A 15584-nucleotide genomic window follows, 5' to 3' on the forward strand; every position below is an offset into this window, starting at 1 on the left:
GTTATAAATTCTGTGCCTGCTAGATTTTTTCATAGCACGGCGATTTTTACTACAGGTCCTTATAACGGAGGTGGCTTGCTGATTCCACATGTAGTTTATAATTTAAGCGTGGAAAAAGGGGCTTTGTATTGCTTTGAATATGATGTGGTAAAAGATAAATTCTGTAAGCCTTTTTACGGGGGTATAAGTGTTGGGAAAGCCAACGAAATTACTTATTATAAAATTCCTTAGTATTATAACAATAAAACACCCCGCAGATAAGTCTGCGGGGTGTTTTTTCAAACTAACAAATTTTTATCTACACTGCCAACAAACAAAGGTGGTGTTTATCTGCCAAGGTAATTACTTCTTCCAAATCTAAAACTAAAGTTTTTTCGGCCTCAAAAGCCAGTACCGAAAAGCCGGCCTTCACCACGGTTTCTACGGTGCCTTTTCCCAGAACGGGTAAGTCGTAGCGAAAATCTTGGTTGGGGCGGGCCACCTTTACTACGGCTACGGCGGAGTGTTTTTCGGCCCCTTCGCGGTAGAGTTCCCCGGCGCGTAAAATACAGCGGTCGGTTCCTTCCATGCCTTCTACGGCTATCACGGCGTTTTGCCCTACCACACAGGTAAGGCCGATATCCATGGCGGCAATTTGTTTAGCCGTTTGATAGCCGAAGTCCACCACTTTTTGTTCTTCTTCGGTGGGTTTGCGTTTGGATAAAACGCCTTTGGCGGGCATAAAATCTTCCAAAAACAGAGCGGAACTGGTAAATTCTATTCCGTCTTTTTTGAACTCGTCCATCACACGCGAAAGCAAGTTTTTGGTTTGCATATTTTTTAAGGAAGCCAAAAATTTTGCTCCGCGCAAGTCCGGCATGAGGTTAGAGAAGATATTGGTGTGCTTTACGCGCCCGGCCATTACAATTTGCGTAACGCCGTTGTTTTTGAAGAAGGAAATGGCTGCGCCCAGTTGCCCCAATCTTAAGGATTGGAACACTGTGGCGCAGTGTTTGAAATCTTCTTCTTTGGCATTTCCTTTGGCTCCGGCGACAAAAACCTCATACCCCTTTTCCATGGCTTTTTGAGCAATGTAAACGGGCATTTTCCCTTCGCCGGCAATGATGCCAATTTTATTCTTCGTCATCGGTTTCGCTTGCTTTGCGTTTGGCCGCCGTAATACCGCGTTTGGTGGCTTTGCAGAAGTCAATCATATGTTGAACTTCGGCGCACGGGTTGGTGGCTTCCAATTCCGCAATGGCTTCTTGTAAGGTTTTATTGGTTCTAAATAGTGCTTTGTACGCGCGGCGGATAGCCATAATGGTTTCGCGGGCAAGGCCGGCGCGGCGTAAACCCACTACATTGAGGCCGATTAACTTGGCGCGGCCGCCTTGGGCAATACAGTAGGGGGGAATATCCAACGGGGCCATGGTGCCACCGGAAATCATGGCCATGGTGCCGATGCGGGAGAATTGGTGCACGCCCACCATGCCGGAAATAACGGCACGGTCTTCAATAATTACATGCCCGGCAATACCGGTGCTGTTGGCGATAATGATGTTGTTGCCCAATTGGCAGTCGTGTGCGATGTGCGAGTTGGCCATCAAAAGGCAGTTGTTGCCGATTGTGGTGGGTACATCTACAAAAGTGGAGCGGTGAATCGTTACGCATTCGCGGATTTGGTTGCCGTTGCCCATCACTACGCGGGTGGGTTCGTCGCGGTAGGACAAATCTTGCGGTTTTACGCCGATAAACGAACTGGCAATTAAGTGGTTGTTATCGCCCATAGTGGTGTTTTCAATGACGCAGAACGGGCCGATTTTATTGTTTTTGCCGATTTGTACATCGGCCCCGATAACCGTGTAAGGGCCTACTTCGGTAGAGGGGTCAATTTTAGCAGAAGGATCGATGATAGCGGTAGGGTGAATTTTAGTCATGGTTACGGGCTCCTAAGATAAAGTTTAGAGTGGCCTGCGCACACAGTTTTCCGTTTACATAGGCCTCGGCATAGATTTTAGAGATTTTACCTAAACGCAAAACCTCAATGGGCATTTCAAGCAAATCCCCGGGGCGTACAATTCCGCGGAATTTGGCGTCGTCGATGCTTAAGAAAAGCGGCAAACTGTTTTCGTCCGCCACTACATGCATCAAGGCTCCGCCAAAGGCTTGCGACATGCTTTCAACTACTAAAACTCCGGGCATTACAGGGCTGCCGGGAAAGTGCCCTTGAAAGTAATACTCCTCGCCGTTTACATGGCGAATACCCAGGTATTTTTTACCGGATTCCAACACGCGCACTTCATCAATCAGCAGGAACGGCTCGCGGTGGGGAATATTTCTTTTAATTTCTTCTTGATTGTACGTTTCCAAAACGGGAAGCGTCAAAAAATCTTTCAAACTGCTTGCTTTTGCGCTCATTTATCCTCCGAGTTGGCTAAGAGTATCTTAGCAAAAATAACATTGTGTTTGTGTCCGCCGCAGGCGCAGGTAATTTTGAGCGGGGGTAATTTCCGTCCGGTGAGGCTTAAATCTCCCACTAAATCTAAAATTTTATGGCGTACCATTTCATCGGCATAACGAAGTTCGTTTAAGAATTTTTCTTTTCCGATGATGACGGCATTTTCCAAGGAGCCCCCTTTCGCAAGGCCGTGGGCTTTCAAAAAGGCAAGTTCTTCTTCAAAACCGAAAGTGCGCGCGCGGGCAATTTGCTCGATGTAATTTTCGGTGGAAAATTCCAAGGTAAATTCCTGGCGGGCCACTAAAGGGTGTTTGTGCAAATACAGAAAAGAGAAAGTCAACTTATCTGCCGGTTCGGCTTCGTAAGAAATGTTACCGCTGGTGTAAGTAATTTTGTTTTTGATAACAAGCGGTTTTTGCTCTTCACCCAGTTCCGTGATGCCGGCTTTTTGCAAGGTTTCGATGTAGATATCGGTTGCGCCGTCCGTAATGGGCGGTTCGGGGCCGTCCATTTCCACGGCAACATCCGTAATGCCCAAAGCATGCAGGGCAGACAAAGCATGTTCCACCGTCCACACTTCGGCGGTTTCGTTTTTCAGGTTGGTTCCGCGCAGGGTAGAACCTACATTGTCCACATGGGCCACAATCGGCAAAGCGTGGGGAAGATCCGTGCGAAGAAAGGTAATTCCGTTTTGGGCAGGTTTGAAGGTCATGGTGGCCGGAACCCCGGTGTGCAGACCGATGCCTTTTACAACGGCAGTAGAGGAAAGTGTTTTTCTCATAATTAGCGTCCCATTAGTTTTTTAATTTTACCGAAGAAGGAAAGTTTTTTCGTTTCTTCCAGTTGTTTTTTGAAATTCTTAAATTCTTTGTGCATTTCGGGCAGTTTGCGCAAAATGGCTAATTGCTTGAAGGCTTCTTTTTGCGGCATGGCCGGATAGCCGAAATAGGTTTGCCCGGCAGGAATAGAACTGATAACCCCCGATTGGGCCCCCACTTGCACACGGTCGCCTATTTTCATGTGTCCGGCTAAACCCACTTGACCGGCCAAAATAACGCCGTGGCCGATATCGGTGGTGCCGGCAATACCTACTTGCGCGCAGAAAATATCACTCATGCCGGTGCGGACATTGTGCCCCACTTGCACAAGGTTGTCGATTTTGGTGTTATCGCCAATAATCGTGCTGGCAATTTTGGCACGGTCGATACAGGTGTTAGATTGGATTTCCACATCGTTGCCGATTACCACATTGCCGATTTGCGGGATTTTTTGGTGGCGGCCTTCATGGAAGGTGAAGCCAAACCCGTCGGAGCCGATTTTAGCCCCGGCTTGCAAAATGACATAATCTTTTAAGATGCAGTCTTCCCGAATAACCACTTGCGGGTAAATGTAGCAGTTTTTACCGATGGTAACATCTTTGCCGATGTAGCATTGGGGAAAAATGACGGTATTGTCCCCTACGGTTACGCCGTCTTCAATGACGGTGTAGGCGCCCACGGATACATTTTCGCCGAGTTTGGCTTTTTCGCTGATGACGGCAGTGGGGTGAATACCGGTGGTATGTTTTTGGCGGGCGGCATCAACATATTTCATCAAAAGAACAAAGGCCCACTCCGGGTTTTTGGCGTATAAAAGGGCCCCTTCAAAAGGAATTTCCTTTCCTTTGGCATCTTCGGGCAAGATAAGGGCCGCAGCTTTGAAATCTTTGGGAAGATTTATTTTTTCAAGAGAGGTAAGATAGCAGATTCCGCCTTCGTGCGCTTCGTCCAAAGCGCAAAGTTGGGTGATAGCGGTTTGCGGGTGGGTGCCTACTTCGGCCCCGGTGATTTTGGCAACTTCGGTTACGGTCAAGTTTAGCATAAGCGTCCTCTATTTGCCGCGTTTGCGGTATTTTTTAGATTTTTTAAGCCGGTTGATAAAGTCCTTCGTTACATTTACCGGTTTTTCGCCGTATAATACTTCATCTTTGCGCACCAACGCACCGATGTTTCTTTTTTGGGCGAAAGATTTTAATTCTGTATAAATATCTTTCAAAATGGCATCGACTTCTTTTTTTTCTAAAGTCAAAATTTCTTCGCGGGTGTTATATTTATAATTATCAATAAATAAACTGCGCTCTGCAATCACTTTTTTGTTGGCCGCTATTCTGGAAGTTAAGTCTTCCCGTCTGGCAGGGGTGTTTAAGGGACTCGTGGAAAGAGGTTCCGAACCGGCAAAAGTCAGGCGGTTTAACAAGTTTCCCATAAGCAGAGAATCGGCATTTTCTTTGATTTGCGGTTGCAGGCGTACGGGTTCTACCACGATGCGCTCGTAATAGGGTTTCAGTTCTCTTAATTGGGCGGAAAGCAGTTCGTTCTCTTGGGTTAAGAGGTCTATTAACTGGCGCGCCCCTTGCACTTCTTCTTCTTTGGCTAAAATTTTTAACCGAATTTGTTCTTTCACGGCTACCGTGCGCGGGTGTTGGTTGAAGGCTTCGTCTATATCCACATACGCCACCGTTAAGCATTTTAATTTTTCCACAGGCGTATTTTCTTCTTCATCTTCCTCTTCCGTTTCTTCCTCGGCAGGTTCCGTTTTTGGTGTTGGCGGCGCGGCTTGTGCGGCCAAAATGGCAGCCACGGCAGCCTCTTCTTCTTTGGACAAAACCCCCACATCAGCTGTTTCCTGTGTCCAAGCGAAACTTGCTAAAAAGAGTGTTAAAAGAAGAAGGCCTGTTTTTTTCATGTAATTCCTAAATCATATTGGACATATTGAAATAGAAGTGGGAACGGTCTTCTCCGCCCTTATGGTTTAAGCCGTAACCCCAGTCAATACGAATTGGCAAGGACGGTGTGGTAAAGCGTAAGCCTACCCCGACGCCGGCCTTAAACTGATTTTCGTTCGGGCCGAGAGAAAAGTCTAAATCATTAAATTCGTTCCAAGAGTTCCCGACATCGAAGAAGAAGGCAAACTGGGCCATGTTGCGCCGTCCTTCGCGTGCTAACGGAAAGCGGAGCTCCGCGTTTAACACATAGTACATATCCCCGCCGTATTCCGGCCCGATTTCTCCCGCTCTTTCGTATCCGCGGACGGTGTCTGCTCCGCCCAGGAAAAATTTTTCATAAGGGGGAACTTCTTTGGTGCGCCCGTAAGGTTGCACGGAACCGAATTTATTGGAGAGAACGAAAACAATGGGGTAATTCCCGCCCACGTTCCAAACCGTATGATTGAATACGGAGCGTGCGTTGAAGTACCATAAGTCCAAATCTCCGCCGATCGGCCCGCCGGCCAGAGCAAGCCCGATGGAGTTGCGCCAACCGCGGGTAGGATCCCAAATGTTATCGCGCGTATCTACGGCAAAGTCCGTGCTGATGGTGGACATATTCGTATCGCCTTTTGCGATACACTCACCGGACGGTTTCGTGCCATCGCATTGATAGCGTTCGTCGATATCGTAAATGTCGATATTTTCAAACGAGTAGCCCAAAGACAGTTGGTAAATATCGTCCTTAAAACGCGGGCCCACTTTTACGCGTCCGCCTACGCGTCTTTCCGTGTAGGCTTGGTTTTCGGTCGCAAAAGAACGGTAACGGCGAGTGTTAAATAAATCTAATCCCAAGGAAGTGGGTTTATCGTAAATCCACGGGGTGGACCAACTGACGGTATAATCCAAAATTTCTTCCCCGAATAAGGTGCGTAAAGCCAAGCGTTGGGCGCGGCCAAATAAGTTCATGTGGTTAATGGAAAGTTCCCCATAAAGTCCGTCCATAGAACTCATGGCAAGGCCTGCCGTAAACATACCCGGGCGGCCCTCCACCACATTAAAGCCCAAGTCCACTTTTTGCGGGTCGGCGGTAGGTTGAAGGTCTATTTGTACATCGTTGATAAAACCCAAATTTAAGATTTTGGTCTGGCTGCGTTTGATTTTTTCATTATCGTACAAATCGCCGGGCTTAATGGAAAGTTCGCGCGTAAAGACATGCTTTTTGGTGTTTTCGTACCCGGTTACATCAACATGGTCAATGTAGAAAATATGCCCTTCGGCAATATCGAAATTGACATTTAATTGGCCGTTTTCGACAGTGGTTTCCGGGTTGACGCGCACTTGCAAATAGCCTTTGTTGGCGTATTGTTCTTGAATAGCCACAATGGTGTCGTCAAAATCTTTTTGATTGTAGAGTTTTCCTTCGCGGAAGAATACCTGCTGGTTGAGTTCTTCGGGGGTGAAAACATTGTTCCCGGCAAAATTAACCGTACCGAAATTCACCTTTTCTCCTTCGGTAACATCGTAAGAAATGGTTACTTCGGTTTTATCGTTATTGATATCTATTTGAGGAGCCGCCAGGTTAAAATTGGCATAACCTTTGTTGCGTCCGTAAAGAATCATTTTGATGTAATCGCGTTGTAAATTTTGCGGTTTGAACACTTTTCCGGGGCGGTTGGAGGCTTTTTTCAAAATTTTTTCGGCCGGGATTTCGGCCAAGCCGTTTAAGTTGACGGTTTGCACGCGAACCCGTTCGCCTTCGTTAATGATAAGTTTTACATCTACCGTTCCCAGTTTTTCGTTAGGGGTAAGTTCGTAGGAAATATCTGTATTTACATAGCCTTTTTCGGCGTATTTGGCTTTGATACGATCCAAGTCGCCCTGCAGTTTGGCTTCGTTGAAGGGATCTTTGATTTTAAGCGTCATGGCTTGGGTAATAGCGCCTTTGCCCAAGTGTTTTCGTCCTTCGTAGGTCAAACGGTCGAAAATCGGTTTTTCCCGAACAATGTAGGTAATGCGGTGGCAGGGGTGGAGTTCGCCTGTGCCGTCTTTTTCTTTGCGGGTTCCCGGTATGGGGGAAATGTCTATTTCCACGCTGTCAAAATTTCCCAGCGCGGATATTTCGTGTACATCTTCGGCCACTTGAAAACGGTCGTAGAGTTCGCCTTTTTTGGCAGTGGCCGCTTTGGTAACCGTTTTGGGGCGGATATTCTTTAACCCTTCGGTGGAAATGTTACAAATCATCCACGGGCCGTTGGGATCCATCTGTGCTTGCGCGTGCTCGTCCGCGCGCGCGTACGAAACGGCCGTCAGTATAAGTAATGCCCACAGGGCGGTATGCTTAAAAAATGTAATAACCCCCTCCTTCAACAAAAAAGCCCGCACTACAGGTGTAAGCGCGGGCTGGTTCGTCCAAAAAAACTGACTTATTTGGTAGGTCTTGTCGCCAAACCGCTTTTGATGCAGTTAGTGCAGACGTACGCCGTTTGGGTTTTGCCGTCGAGCACTACTTTTTGTTTTTGCAAATTCGGTTTGAAAGTTCTTTTCGTTCTCAAGTTAGAGTGGCTGTAAGAACCGCCGGACACGGGGGCTTTGCCACACACTGCACATTTATACGCCATAGTTTCCTTCCTTGTAACTGAAATAAATTTGGTCTTTATATTTTAGTAAAAAATTGCGGGTCTGGCAAGTTTTATGCCTCTTTGGGCGGGAAAAACTTGCTGGCCAAAATGGAAATGGCCAAGATGCCTACAATCACTCCTAAAGATGCCACCACCGGTATTTTGAAGTGGTGGGAAATAATCATTTTTACACCTACGAAAAGCAAAATAACGGAAATACCGTATTTAAGGTACGGAAATCTCCCTGCCATGCCGGAAAGCAAAAAGTACAACGAGCGCAAGCCGATAATGGCAAAAATGTTGGAAGAATAAACGAGGAAGGTATCCTGGGTAATGGAAAGCACGGCCGGGATAGAATCTACCGCAAAAATAAGGTCGGACATTTCAATCACTAACACCGCCGCAAAGAGGGGGGTGGCATAGCGTTTGGCATTTTCCAACACAAAAAAGTTATCGCCGTGATAGTCGGTTTTAATCGGCATAAATTTTTTGAGAATTTTAAGCGCGGCAGAGTTTTCGGGGTCAAACTTTTCGTCTTCCTTTTGGAAAAGCATTTTGCCTGCAGTAAATACGAGTAACGCACCGAAAACATAAATTGTCCACGCAAACATGGAAATCAGTTTTACACCCAGGAAAATGAAGATAAAGCGCAAGATAACCGCACCCAAAATACCCCAAATAAGGGCTTTGGGTTGCAGGTGGTTGGGGATAGCAAAGGCACCGAAAATCATAATAAACACGAACATATTGTCGATAGACAACGAGTATTCAAGCACATACCCCGTGTAAAATTCCAGCGCGTGACGCGGGCCTTCGGTCAGCCAAATGGCCCCGCCAAACAGTAACGCGAGCGAAATCCATGCGGCTACCATCACGCCGGCTTCCTTCATGCTTACTTTGCCGTGATGTTTGTTCATAACGGCCAAATCGATAAATAACGCCACCAGTACGATTACCCAAAAAGCAATCCACATAGCAACGGAGGTTGTAGCAGAAACAGGTTCCATGAATACTCCTAGTGTGTAATTAAGATATAAATATTATAGCAATTTGCAGGTTTGCAGATAGAGAAAAAAGCGACAAAAAAGCCGAGGATGGGAGTCGAACCCACAACCTACGGTTTACAAAACCGTTGCTCTGCCAGTTGAGCTACCTCGGCGAAAAACTTTCATATATTCTAGCATTTTTGCGTTATTTCTCCAAGTTGTCATTATGCTACAATACAAGAATAGGAGGAATTATGAAAAAAATCTCTCTTTTCTTTCTTATTTTTATGTTAATGGCTTTACCGGGGGCAGCCACTTTATGTGATATTTCTGCCGAGGAGCCGATCCGCCTTATGGAGGCGGAAATGAAACGCGGTTTTAAGACCTATAAAAAGCAAAAGCCGTCCATTTATTATTTATCCTACTCCTACCACGAACTTCTGTTGCGTAATTTGTGGGTGTATGCGGGAGGCGTAGCAAGCAAAAGCGAACAAGAAAGGCACGCCCTCAGTGTGCTTGCCCGAGCCGGAAGCACTAAAATGGATAATTCCCGCTACTTAAAAGGAGAAGCGAAAAAGGAGTATGTGGCGTTTGCAAATATGCCCTTTGGGGAAAAGCCTTTTTCCATCGTTTTGTGGGGGGCTACGGAACGTGCAATCAAGTCGGCGCAAGAGGGCCTGAGTCAGGTTCAAAGTAATAATCAGGTGGCTTCCAAACGGGCTGACGATTCTCCTGATTTTGTCATGCCTCCCGTTTCTGTTTATTGCAGAAATGAAGAATATACCCCCATAGATATGCAAAAAATAGAGGATTTGTTAAAAGAAGCCTCTTTGGCTGTCCTCGGGAACAAAATAGTACTGGGTTCTTCTTTTGTTTTTTCTCAAAAACAAGGACATACATACTTCCTTGATTCCAACGGAACCAAGTTAAAAACTCCCGTCAATTTGGGCCGTATTTCCTACGAAGTGTGGGGGAAAAAAGCGGACGGAGCCTATATTGAAAGGGGCAATTCCTACGATATCATTTCTCCCGAAAGTGTTCCGTCCCTTGAAACTTTAGTGGCAGATGTAAAAAAATCGTTGGCGGAACTGGAGGCCCTGTTTCACGCTCCGGATGCCGAACCTCTTACGGCTCCGGCTATTTTGAAAAACAAGGCTATGGGTGTTTTCGTGCACGAAATTTTGGGGCACCGTGTGGAAGGACACCGCCAGAAAATAGACTCTTTCGGCAAAACTTTTACCGATAAGTTGGGGCAACAAATTATGCCTTCGTTTTTAAGCATTGTGGACGACCCCACCATGGCTTATTTTAAGAATATCCCGTTGCGCGGTTTTTATGAGTACGATGACGAAGGCGTAAAGGCGCAACCCGTTACGATTGTTGAAAACGGTGTGCTTAAAAACTTTTTGATGAACGCCAGCCCGATTAAGGGTTTCCCGGTTTCTAACGGCCACGGCAGAGCTTCTCTCGGAAATAGCCCGGTGGCTCGCATGGGGGTAACCCGTCTTGTGTCTTCTCAAAGTGTTTCGTATGAAGAACTGGAAAAAATGTTGATTGAAGAAATCAAAAAACAAGGCAAGCCGTATGGTTTTATTATTGAAGATTTATCCGGCGGATTTACCCAAACCGATTCTTTTGCTCCGCAAACATTTAAGTTGGAACCGACTTTAGTTTACCGTGTTTATCCGGACGGTAAAAAAGAATTTGTCCGCGGGGCAGATTTAGTAGGTACGCCGCTGGTAAGTTTCAGCAAAATATTAGCCACTGCCGATGACGACGATGTCTTTAACGGAAATTGCGGGGCAGAGTCCGGTTGGGTGCCGGTGTCTGCCATTGCCCCCAGTGTGCTATTGGAGTCCATAGAGGTGGAAAAAACGGCGAAAAGCAGCAGCAAGCCTCCGCAACTGCCGTCCCCGTTTTCGCTGCCTGAAAGGGGGAACAAATGAAGAAAATTCTTTTTATTTTGATTAGTCTTGTAAACATTTCCGCTTTAGAGGCGGTTGCTTTGCCGGACAATGTGTATTTTCGTGCCATGAAGGACGAAATGGATCGTACCATGAAGGAATACCGGATAGAAAAAGGCCCGGAACTTTTTTACATGGCATATAATCTAAAACTTTACCAAAGAGTAAAAGCGGGGGGCCTTTTCGGGAAGAGAGTCTCTTTTAATCAAAGTGAAGAATTGCAAGTCGCGGCCCAGTCTAATGTGGGAAGTTACAAAAATGATTCCCTGGGGTTTTTCTCGGACGATAGTATGTACGGGGAGGTATTTCCTTCTCCGCGAAACTATGAGGGGATTCGGCAGAATTTGTGGCGTGTGTCGGATAGCGAAATTCTTAAACAACAGAAGAATTATGAGGAAAAACAAGCATACAAAAAGCAAAAACAGATTAAACAGGATAACTTTTATGATTTTGCTCCCGTGAAATCGAGTTCTTACGTGGAGGAACTAAAAGAATTTACGCCTCCTTCTCGAGCGTACTTGGAAAACCTGGTGGAAAAACTGTCTGCCCGAGGAAAAGACTATTCGTTTATAGAACATTTTGAAGCCTCTGTTTTGGTTTCCAACACCACTCATTTTTTCTTAAATTCAGAGGGCAGTTTCAGTCAATACAGCACCCCGGAAGTTATGATAGTGTTTCTAGGGAAAGTCCGCCATGAAAAAGGATATGTGTTTCAGCGCCAAGAAAGAATCTCTTTTTCCGCTTTAACACCGGAACGCGAACCTTTATTAGAACAAAAAGCCGATGAATTTTTACAAAAATTATTGGTTTTTCATAAAGCTCCTATGGCGGATGCTTATATCGGCCCCGTATTATTTAAGCCGGCGGTTGCGGGTTCTCTGATTGCATCGGGGCTGGATTTGTCAAACATTACTCCCTTTTTTAACAGTCAGCACGACACAGACCCTTCGGCCAGCCCGTTGCGTGATAAAGTAGGTATGCGGATTATGTCTCCCGGAATCAATGTTTATGACCGCCCGCTTTTGCGGGAATATAAGGGGAAGCCGGCAATCTTTTCCCCGATGGACGATGAGGGAGTTTTGGCACAAGAGTTATTATTGGTTAGTAAAGGAAAGTTAAAAAATCTGCCGCTTTCCCGTCGTTCCGGTAAAAGAGGAAAAAGCAACGGACATGGTTTTGGGTTTTTGCGTCAGCCGCGCGAAGATACTACTACCCTGGTTATAGAGCCGGAAAATCCTCTTTCCCAGAAAGAATTGGAAGAGAAATTATTGACGCTTTGCCGCGAACAGGAACAGGAATACTGCTATATTGCCCATGACGGTAGCTTTTTTGAGCGCATTGATATGAAATCCGGCGCGCGGGAGTTTGTTTTAGGGCTAAATATGAAATATTCAGCCACGCGGGCGTTACGGGATATTTTGGCTGCGGGTGATGATTTTGACTTAAAAAACGGAAGCGTCGTTCCTTCCTTGCTGGTAGATGAAGTGGAACTGGAGCCTAAAGAGATGATTCCCGAACGGAAACCGCTTATCCCTCGCCCTTAATAAGGCTTATATTTACAACCCCCCCGCGAGAGGTTTTCTCCTGCGGGGGGTTTTATGTGGCGTAAAAATGTTGTTAAAAGTTATTTTCTAACAGTTTTGCGGCTACTTTGCCGGTAAAGGAGTAGGGGTCGTCATGGGAAAGTTTTTCCAACTGTTGGCGTGCGGAAACAGTTTTGCCCAACCGATATTCATTAAGGGCTTTGATAAAAAGGGCGAGCGGGTCTTCCGGTTCTGCGGTTAAGATATATTGAACGGTTTGCAGGGAAGCCTCGTAAGATTTTTCCTGATAGAGCCACAGGGCTTTTTGTGCCAATAAATCCTTACGCTCAGGGGCCAATACCAAGGCTGTGTTCAAGTCCTTAAGGGCTTCCTGTGTTTGGGAAAGGCCGTAACGGGCTTTGGCACTTAGGAGCCAAAAGTCCGGGTTTTCGGGTTCCTGGTTTAAGGCCAAAGTAATGTTTTGGAAGGCTTTAGAAAACTCGCGTTGTTTTAAGAAGGTGTTTGCGTAGCGCGCCCGATAAATGGGGGTTGCGTTGGGCTCTTGTTCAAAAAAGCGGTCGTACAGAACGCGGGCTTTGGAGTAAAAACCTTGTGCGGCATAGTTATCGGCTTGGCCGGAAAGGGCCGCCAAGTTGTTCGGTTCCTCTTTCAATACTTGCCCGTATAGTTCCATAGAACGGTCTGACAGGCCGGTGCGTTGATATAGTTGGGCAGCTGCCAGTAATAACGGTATATTATCCGGGTGGAACTCCAAGGCTTCCAAATAGACTTCCAATGCTTTTTCCGGGTTGTCTAAATGTTCGTAACTAAGCCCCAACAAGCGGTAAGCGCGCACTTCGCGTCGTTTCACATTTTTTGTTTTATAAATGTACTCGGTCAGTTCTACCACGGCTTGCTCATATCTTCCTTCGTTAAAACAATCGCGCGCCCGTGTGTATTCTTGGCGGTCTCCCACCGGGGCCAAACCCAAAAAGCCGGCCCGGCAAGCGCCTAAAAGAAGGCTTAATAAACAAATAAAAAATACTTTACGGTTTAAGTACATAAGGCAACGCAAAGAGCAGGAGATCTTCCTGCAGTTTCTCCAATTTGTGGTGAGTTTCCAACATGCCTACTTCTCCGGCTTTGTGGAGTTTGTCCATTTCCAAAGTTCCGATATCCAAAACCCTGCTATTGAGTACAAAGTTGGCTTTTTGGGCAGATTCTTCAATCATGGCTGCCCCGCGTACATCTCCTACGCGCAGTAAGTAGGCCGCTACACTTTGGGGGGTTTTGGAAAAAAAGTCCGGCGGGGTAATGGACGCTAAAATATAGTCTGCCCCCATAGATTTTACAGATTCTACCGGCAGATAATCTACCACGGCTCCGTCCACAAGCGCACGGTGGCGGTATTCGACGGGTTCAAATACCCCCGGCAAGTTCATGCTGGCCCGTACGGCAATGGCAAGCGGGCCCGAATCAAACACTACCCGTTCCCCGGTTTTAATGTCCATGGCGGCACAGGTAAACGGGATACGCAAATCTTCAAATTGCATATCGCCCAATTGTTCGTGGAAAAAATTGAGTAAATTGGAAGAGGACGGGAGCCTTTTGGCAAACAGAAAACGGAAAAGCCCCATTAAATCAAAATCGGGGGTGATATTGTCCAGGGTGAGGTGCTCGCTGATGTCCCACAACCGTTCGGTAGGCAAACCTGCCGCATAAAGAGACCCGATAACCGAACCCATGGAAGTACCGGAAATCATATCGATAGGGAAGCCGGAATTATCTAATGTTTCCAAAACTCCCACATGGGCAAAACCCCGTACTCCGCCGGCGGAAAGAGCCACCCCCACTTTGGGGCGTTCTTCTTTGGGAAGAGAAACAAACTGCTGCCACAAAAAATCGCGCAACACATCGTCATCACTCTGTATTTCCAGAGCACCGGAAGGTTGCACGGCCCATAGGGCAAGCAGCAGACAGCCCGCCAAACGGCGGAGAAAATTTTTCATTATAAATCCTGGCCAATGGCCCACTCTAAGCGGGCTTTAGATACATGGTTTTGACGGACGGCATCTAAATAGTTTTGCGCCGCCGCGGAATAAGCACCCAACGCTTCCAACGGAGCCGTGCCTGTTTTAGGGGAAGAATCGGCTTTTTTCAGTAATTTTTTCAGTTCGTTATAGGTGTTTTGGCGAACCAATACCTCTTCTTGCCAAAAGAGCATATCGGCAAAATTTTCGGCCACTTGAATACGTATTTTATCTTCAATGGCGGCACGCCGTAAAGAACTTTTCTTTTGTTCCGCTTTCTTTTGCGCAATCTGTTCCGAAATGTTGTAGGGAATCGGTAAACGCACAGCCAAAGAGATTTGTTTGTTTACTTCATCTAAACTATCGGTTCCTAACTGTTCAAAGGAGCCGTTCAAAATAATATCGGGGTAGCGTTTGGAGAGGGCTAAATCCATGGCGATATTATCCGCTTCCAACGCATACAGGGCTGATTTCAATTCCGGGCGGAACTCCAAGGCCCACAGGTTGAGGTGGGGGAGGTCTCTATCCGTATGAACGGGAGAAAAATCCCCTTTAATGGTAATGTTGGAATTGAGTTCTTTGTTTAAGCTGACGAGCATGGCCAGCTGGGCTTTTTTAAGCAGTCGGGCAGCATCGCTTTGTTTGGTTTTAAGGTCGGCCAGCAAGGCATGAATTTGTATTTGTTGCCACAAATTGCCGCCGGGGCGTTTGTACCAAGAATCTGCCATAGTGGCTATTTCGTTTGTCAGTTTGGCATATTCCTGCGCGTACAAAAGGCCGTAGAAAGATTGTTTGATGTCCAAAATCGCCGCGCTTTTGACGATTTCGTAGCGGCTTTGGACTTGCTTTAAGTGGGCCCGCGCCATTTTAAGCGTGTTATTGATTCTCCCGCCGGAATAGATATATTGCGTGGCGGTAATTCCCACTCCGTAAAATTGGTCTTTCCCGCCCAGATATTCGCTTCCCGGCAAAAAGCGGTTGGCTACAGCATCGGGCAATACCATGGGATAGTCCAAATCGAACCAAGTAGCGGTGCCTTGGAGAGAAAATTGCGGCAGATAACGAAATTTTGCCTCGTTTACTTTTTGCTCTGCAATGATAATTTCCTGTTGGGCGGTGAGAAATTCGGAATTATTTTCCAAGCCCAAGCGAATGGCATTTTCCAAGGTTAAATTGTCGTTAATCAGGCTGGAAAATTTAAGCCCGTATTCTTTTTGCGCAAAAACGGTGCCGGCGCAACACAACGCAAGCACAAGCGCAACTAATTTTTTCATACAACC

14 protein-coding genes and 1 tRNA gene are annotated in these 15584 nt (G+C 46.5%); 2 read left to right on the forward strand and 13 right to left on the reverse strand.

Annotation, left to right across the window (positions count from 1 at the left end):
• Window positions 1-298: 298 nt before the first annotated feature.
• The 10 genes from E7027_01890 to E7027_01935 form a co-directional block, all read right to left on the reverse strand.
• Window positions 299-1126: an LpxI family protein gene (locus E7027_01890; GenBank protein ID MBE6420883.1), complete on the reverse strand. Its 828-nt coding sequence runs from the start codon at window positions 1124-1126 to the stop codon at window positions 299-301.
• The gene (gene lpxA, locus E7027_01895) at window positions 1113-1916 is read right to left on the reverse strand and encodes an acyl-ACP--UDP-N-acetylglucosamine O-acyltransferase (GenBank protein ID MBE6420884.1); all 804 of its coding nucleotides are present in this window, start codon (window positions 1914-1916) and stop codon (window positions 1113-1115) included. Before lpxA ends, E7027_01890 begins: the two co-directional genes overlap by 14 nt.
• A complete protein-coding gene (gene fabZ, locus E7027_01900; GenBank protein MBE6420885.1) occupies window positions 1909-2397 on the reverse strand; it encodes a 3-hydroxyacyl-ACP dehydratase FabZ in 489 nt (162 codons plus the stop codon). The genes lpxA and fabZ overlap by 8 nt, the downstream gene beginning before the upstream one ends.
• Entirely contained in the window at window positions 2394-3218 is an 825-nt protein-coding gene (lpxC, locus tag E7027_01905; protein MBE6420886.1) for a UDP-3-O-[3-hydroxymyristoyl] N-acetylglucosamine deacetylase, read from the reverse strand. The genes fabZ and lpxC overlap by 4 nt, the downstream gene beginning before the upstream one ends.
• A 2-nt stretch (window positions 3219-3220) precedes the next feature.
• Window positions 3221-4297 (reverse strand): UDP-3-O-(3-hydroxymyristoyl)glucosamine N-acyltransferase, encoded by a 1077-nt coding sequence (lpxD, locus tag E7027_01910; GenBank protein ID MBE6420887.1) that lies wholly within the window; start codon window positions 4295-4297, stop codon window positions 3221-3223.
• Window positions 4298-4306: 9 nt separating this feature from the next.
• Window positions 4307-5161 (reverse strand): hypothetical protein, encoded by an 855-nt coding sequence (locus tag E7027_01915; GenBank protein MBE6420888.1) that lies wholly within the window; start codon window positions 5159-5161, stop codon window positions 4307-4309.
• 7 nt (window positions 5162-5168) lie between these two features.
• Window positions 5169-7565, reverse strand: coding sequence for an outer membrane protein assembly factor BamA (gene bamA / locus E7027_01920; GenBank protein MBE6420889.1), 2397 nt, complete (start codon window positions 7563-7565; stop codon window positions 5169-5171).
• A gap of 41 nt (window positions 7566-7606) precedes the next feature.
• Window positions 7607-7801 (reverse strand): 50S ribosomal protein L28, encoded by a 195-nt coding sequence (rpmB, locus tag E7027_01925; protein ID MBE6420890.1) that lies wholly within the window; start codon window positions 7799-7801, stop codon window positions 7607-7609.
• Window positions 7802-7872: 71 nt separating this feature from the next.
• Entirely contained in the window at window positions 7873-8808 is a 936-nt protein-coding gene (locus tag E7027_01930) for a TerC family protein (GenBank protein MBE6420891.1), read from the reverse strand.
• A gap of 79 nt (window positions 8809-8887) precedes the next feature.
• Window positions 8888-8960, reverse strand: a tRNA-Thr gene (locus tag E7027_01935).
• Between the two features lie 81 nt (window positions 8961-9041).
• Here E7027_01935 and E7027_01940 point away from each other — a divergent pair.
• Both E7027_01940 and E7027_01945 read left to right on the forward strand, forming a co-directional pair.
• Window positions 9042-10733 (forward strand): TldD/PmbA family protein, encoded by a 1692-nt coding sequence (locus tag E7027_01940; protein ID MBE6420892.1) that lies wholly within the window; start codon window positions 9042-9044, stop codon window positions 10731-10733.
• On the forward strand, window positions 10730-12295 hold the full coding sequence (locus E7027_01945; GenBank protein ID MBE6420893.1) for a hypothetical protein: 1566 nt from the start codon (window positions 10730-10732) through the stop codon (window positions 12293-12295). The genes E7027_01940 and E7027_01945 overlap by 4 nt, the downstream gene beginning before the upstream one ends.
• A 73-nt stretch (window positions 12296-12368) precedes the next feature.
• On the opposite strand, the gene E7027_01950 is transcribed toward E7027_01945, so the two are convergent.
• From E7027_01950 to E7027_01960, 3 genes are read right to left on the reverse strand one after another with little or no spacing between them, the layout of a single operon-like run.
• Entirely contained in the window at window positions 12369-13337 is a 969-nt protein-coding gene (locus E7027_01950; protein MBE6420894.1) for a tetratricopeptide repeat protein, read from the reverse strand.
• Window positions 13321-14283 carry a hypothetical protein gene (locus E7027_01955; GenBank protein MBE6420895.1) on the reverse strand — a complete coding sequence of 321 codons (963 nt, stop codon included), beginning with the start codon at window positions 14281-14283 and terminating at the stop codon, window positions 13321-13323. Before E7027_01955 ends, E7027_01950 begins: the two co-directional genes overlap by 17 nt.
• Window positions 14283-15578, reverse strand: a complete 1296-nt coding sequence (locus tag E7027_01960; protein MBE6420896.1) for a TolC family protein — start codon at window positions 15576-15578, stop codon at window positions 14283-14285. Before E7027_01960 ends, E7027_01955 begins: the two co-directional genes overlap by 1 nt.
• Between the last annotated feature and the right edge of the window lie 6 nt (window positions 15579-15584).

The sequence above is a fragment of the Elusimicrobium sp. genome (genome assembly GCA_015062115.1).
Taxonomy (GTDB): domain Bacteria; phylum Elusimicrobiota; class Elusimicrobia; order Elusimicrobiales; family Elusimicrobiaceae; genus Avelusimicrobium.

What these genes read in the sequence shown, in the direction of transcription:
- lpxD (MBE6420887.1), bottom strand. Translation starts at nt 4,297, where the DNA reads ATGCTAAACTTGACCGTAACCGAAGTTGCCAAAATCACCGGGGCCGAA.
- E7027_01945 (MBE6420893.1), top strand. Translation starts at nt 10,730, where the DNA reads ATGAAGAAAATTCTTTTTATTTTGATTAGTCTTGTAAACATTTCCGCT.
- E7027_01930 (MBE6420891.1), bottom strand. Translation starts at nt 8,808, where the DNA reads ATGGAACCTGTTTCTGCTACAACCTCCGTTGCTATGTGGATTGCTTTT.
- E7027_01960 (MBE6420896.1), bottom strand. Translation starts at nt 15,578, where the DNA reads ATGAAAAAATTAGTTGCGCTTGTGCTTGCGTTGTGTTGCGCCGGCACC.
- E7027_01950 (MBE6420894.1), bottom strand. Translation starts at nt 13,337, where the DNA reads ATGTACTTAAACCGTAAAGTATTTTTTATTTGTTTATTAAGCCTTCTT.
- E7027_01890 (MBE6420883.1), bottom strand. Translation starts at nt 1,126, where the DNA reads ATGACGAAGAATAAAATTGGCATCATTGCCGGCGAAGGGAAAATGCCC.
- E7027_01955 (MBE6420895.1), bottom strand. Translation starts at nt 14,283, where the DNA reads ATGAAAAATTTTCTCCGCCGTTTGGCGGGCTGTCTGCTGCTTGCCCTA.
- rpmB (MBE6420890.1), bottom strand. Translation starts at nt 7,801, where the DNA reads ATGGCGTATAAATGTGCAGTGTGTGGCAAAGCCCCCGTGTCCGGCGGT.
- lpxA (MBE6420884.1), bottom strand. Translation starts at nt 1,916, where the DNA reads ATGACTAAAATTCACCCTACCGCTATCATCGATCCTTCTGCTAAAATT.
- E7027_01915 (MBE6420888.1), bottom strand. Translation starts at nt 5,161, where the DNA reads ATGAAAAAAACAGGCCTTCTTCTTTTAACACTCTTTTTAGCAAGTTTC.
- fabZ (MBE6420885.1), bottom strand. Translation starts at nt 2,397, where the DNA reads ATGAGCGCAAAAGCAAGCAGTTTGAAAGATTTTTTGACGCTTCCCGTT.
- E7027_01940 (MBE6420892.1), top strand. Translation starts at nt 9,042, where the DNA reads ATGAAAAAAATCTCTCTTTTCTTTCTTATTTTTATGTTAATGGCTTTA.
- lpxC (MBE6420886.1), bottom strand. Translation starts at nt 3,218, where the DNA reads ATGAGAAAAACACTTTCCTCTACTGCCGTTGTAAAAGGCATCGGTCTG.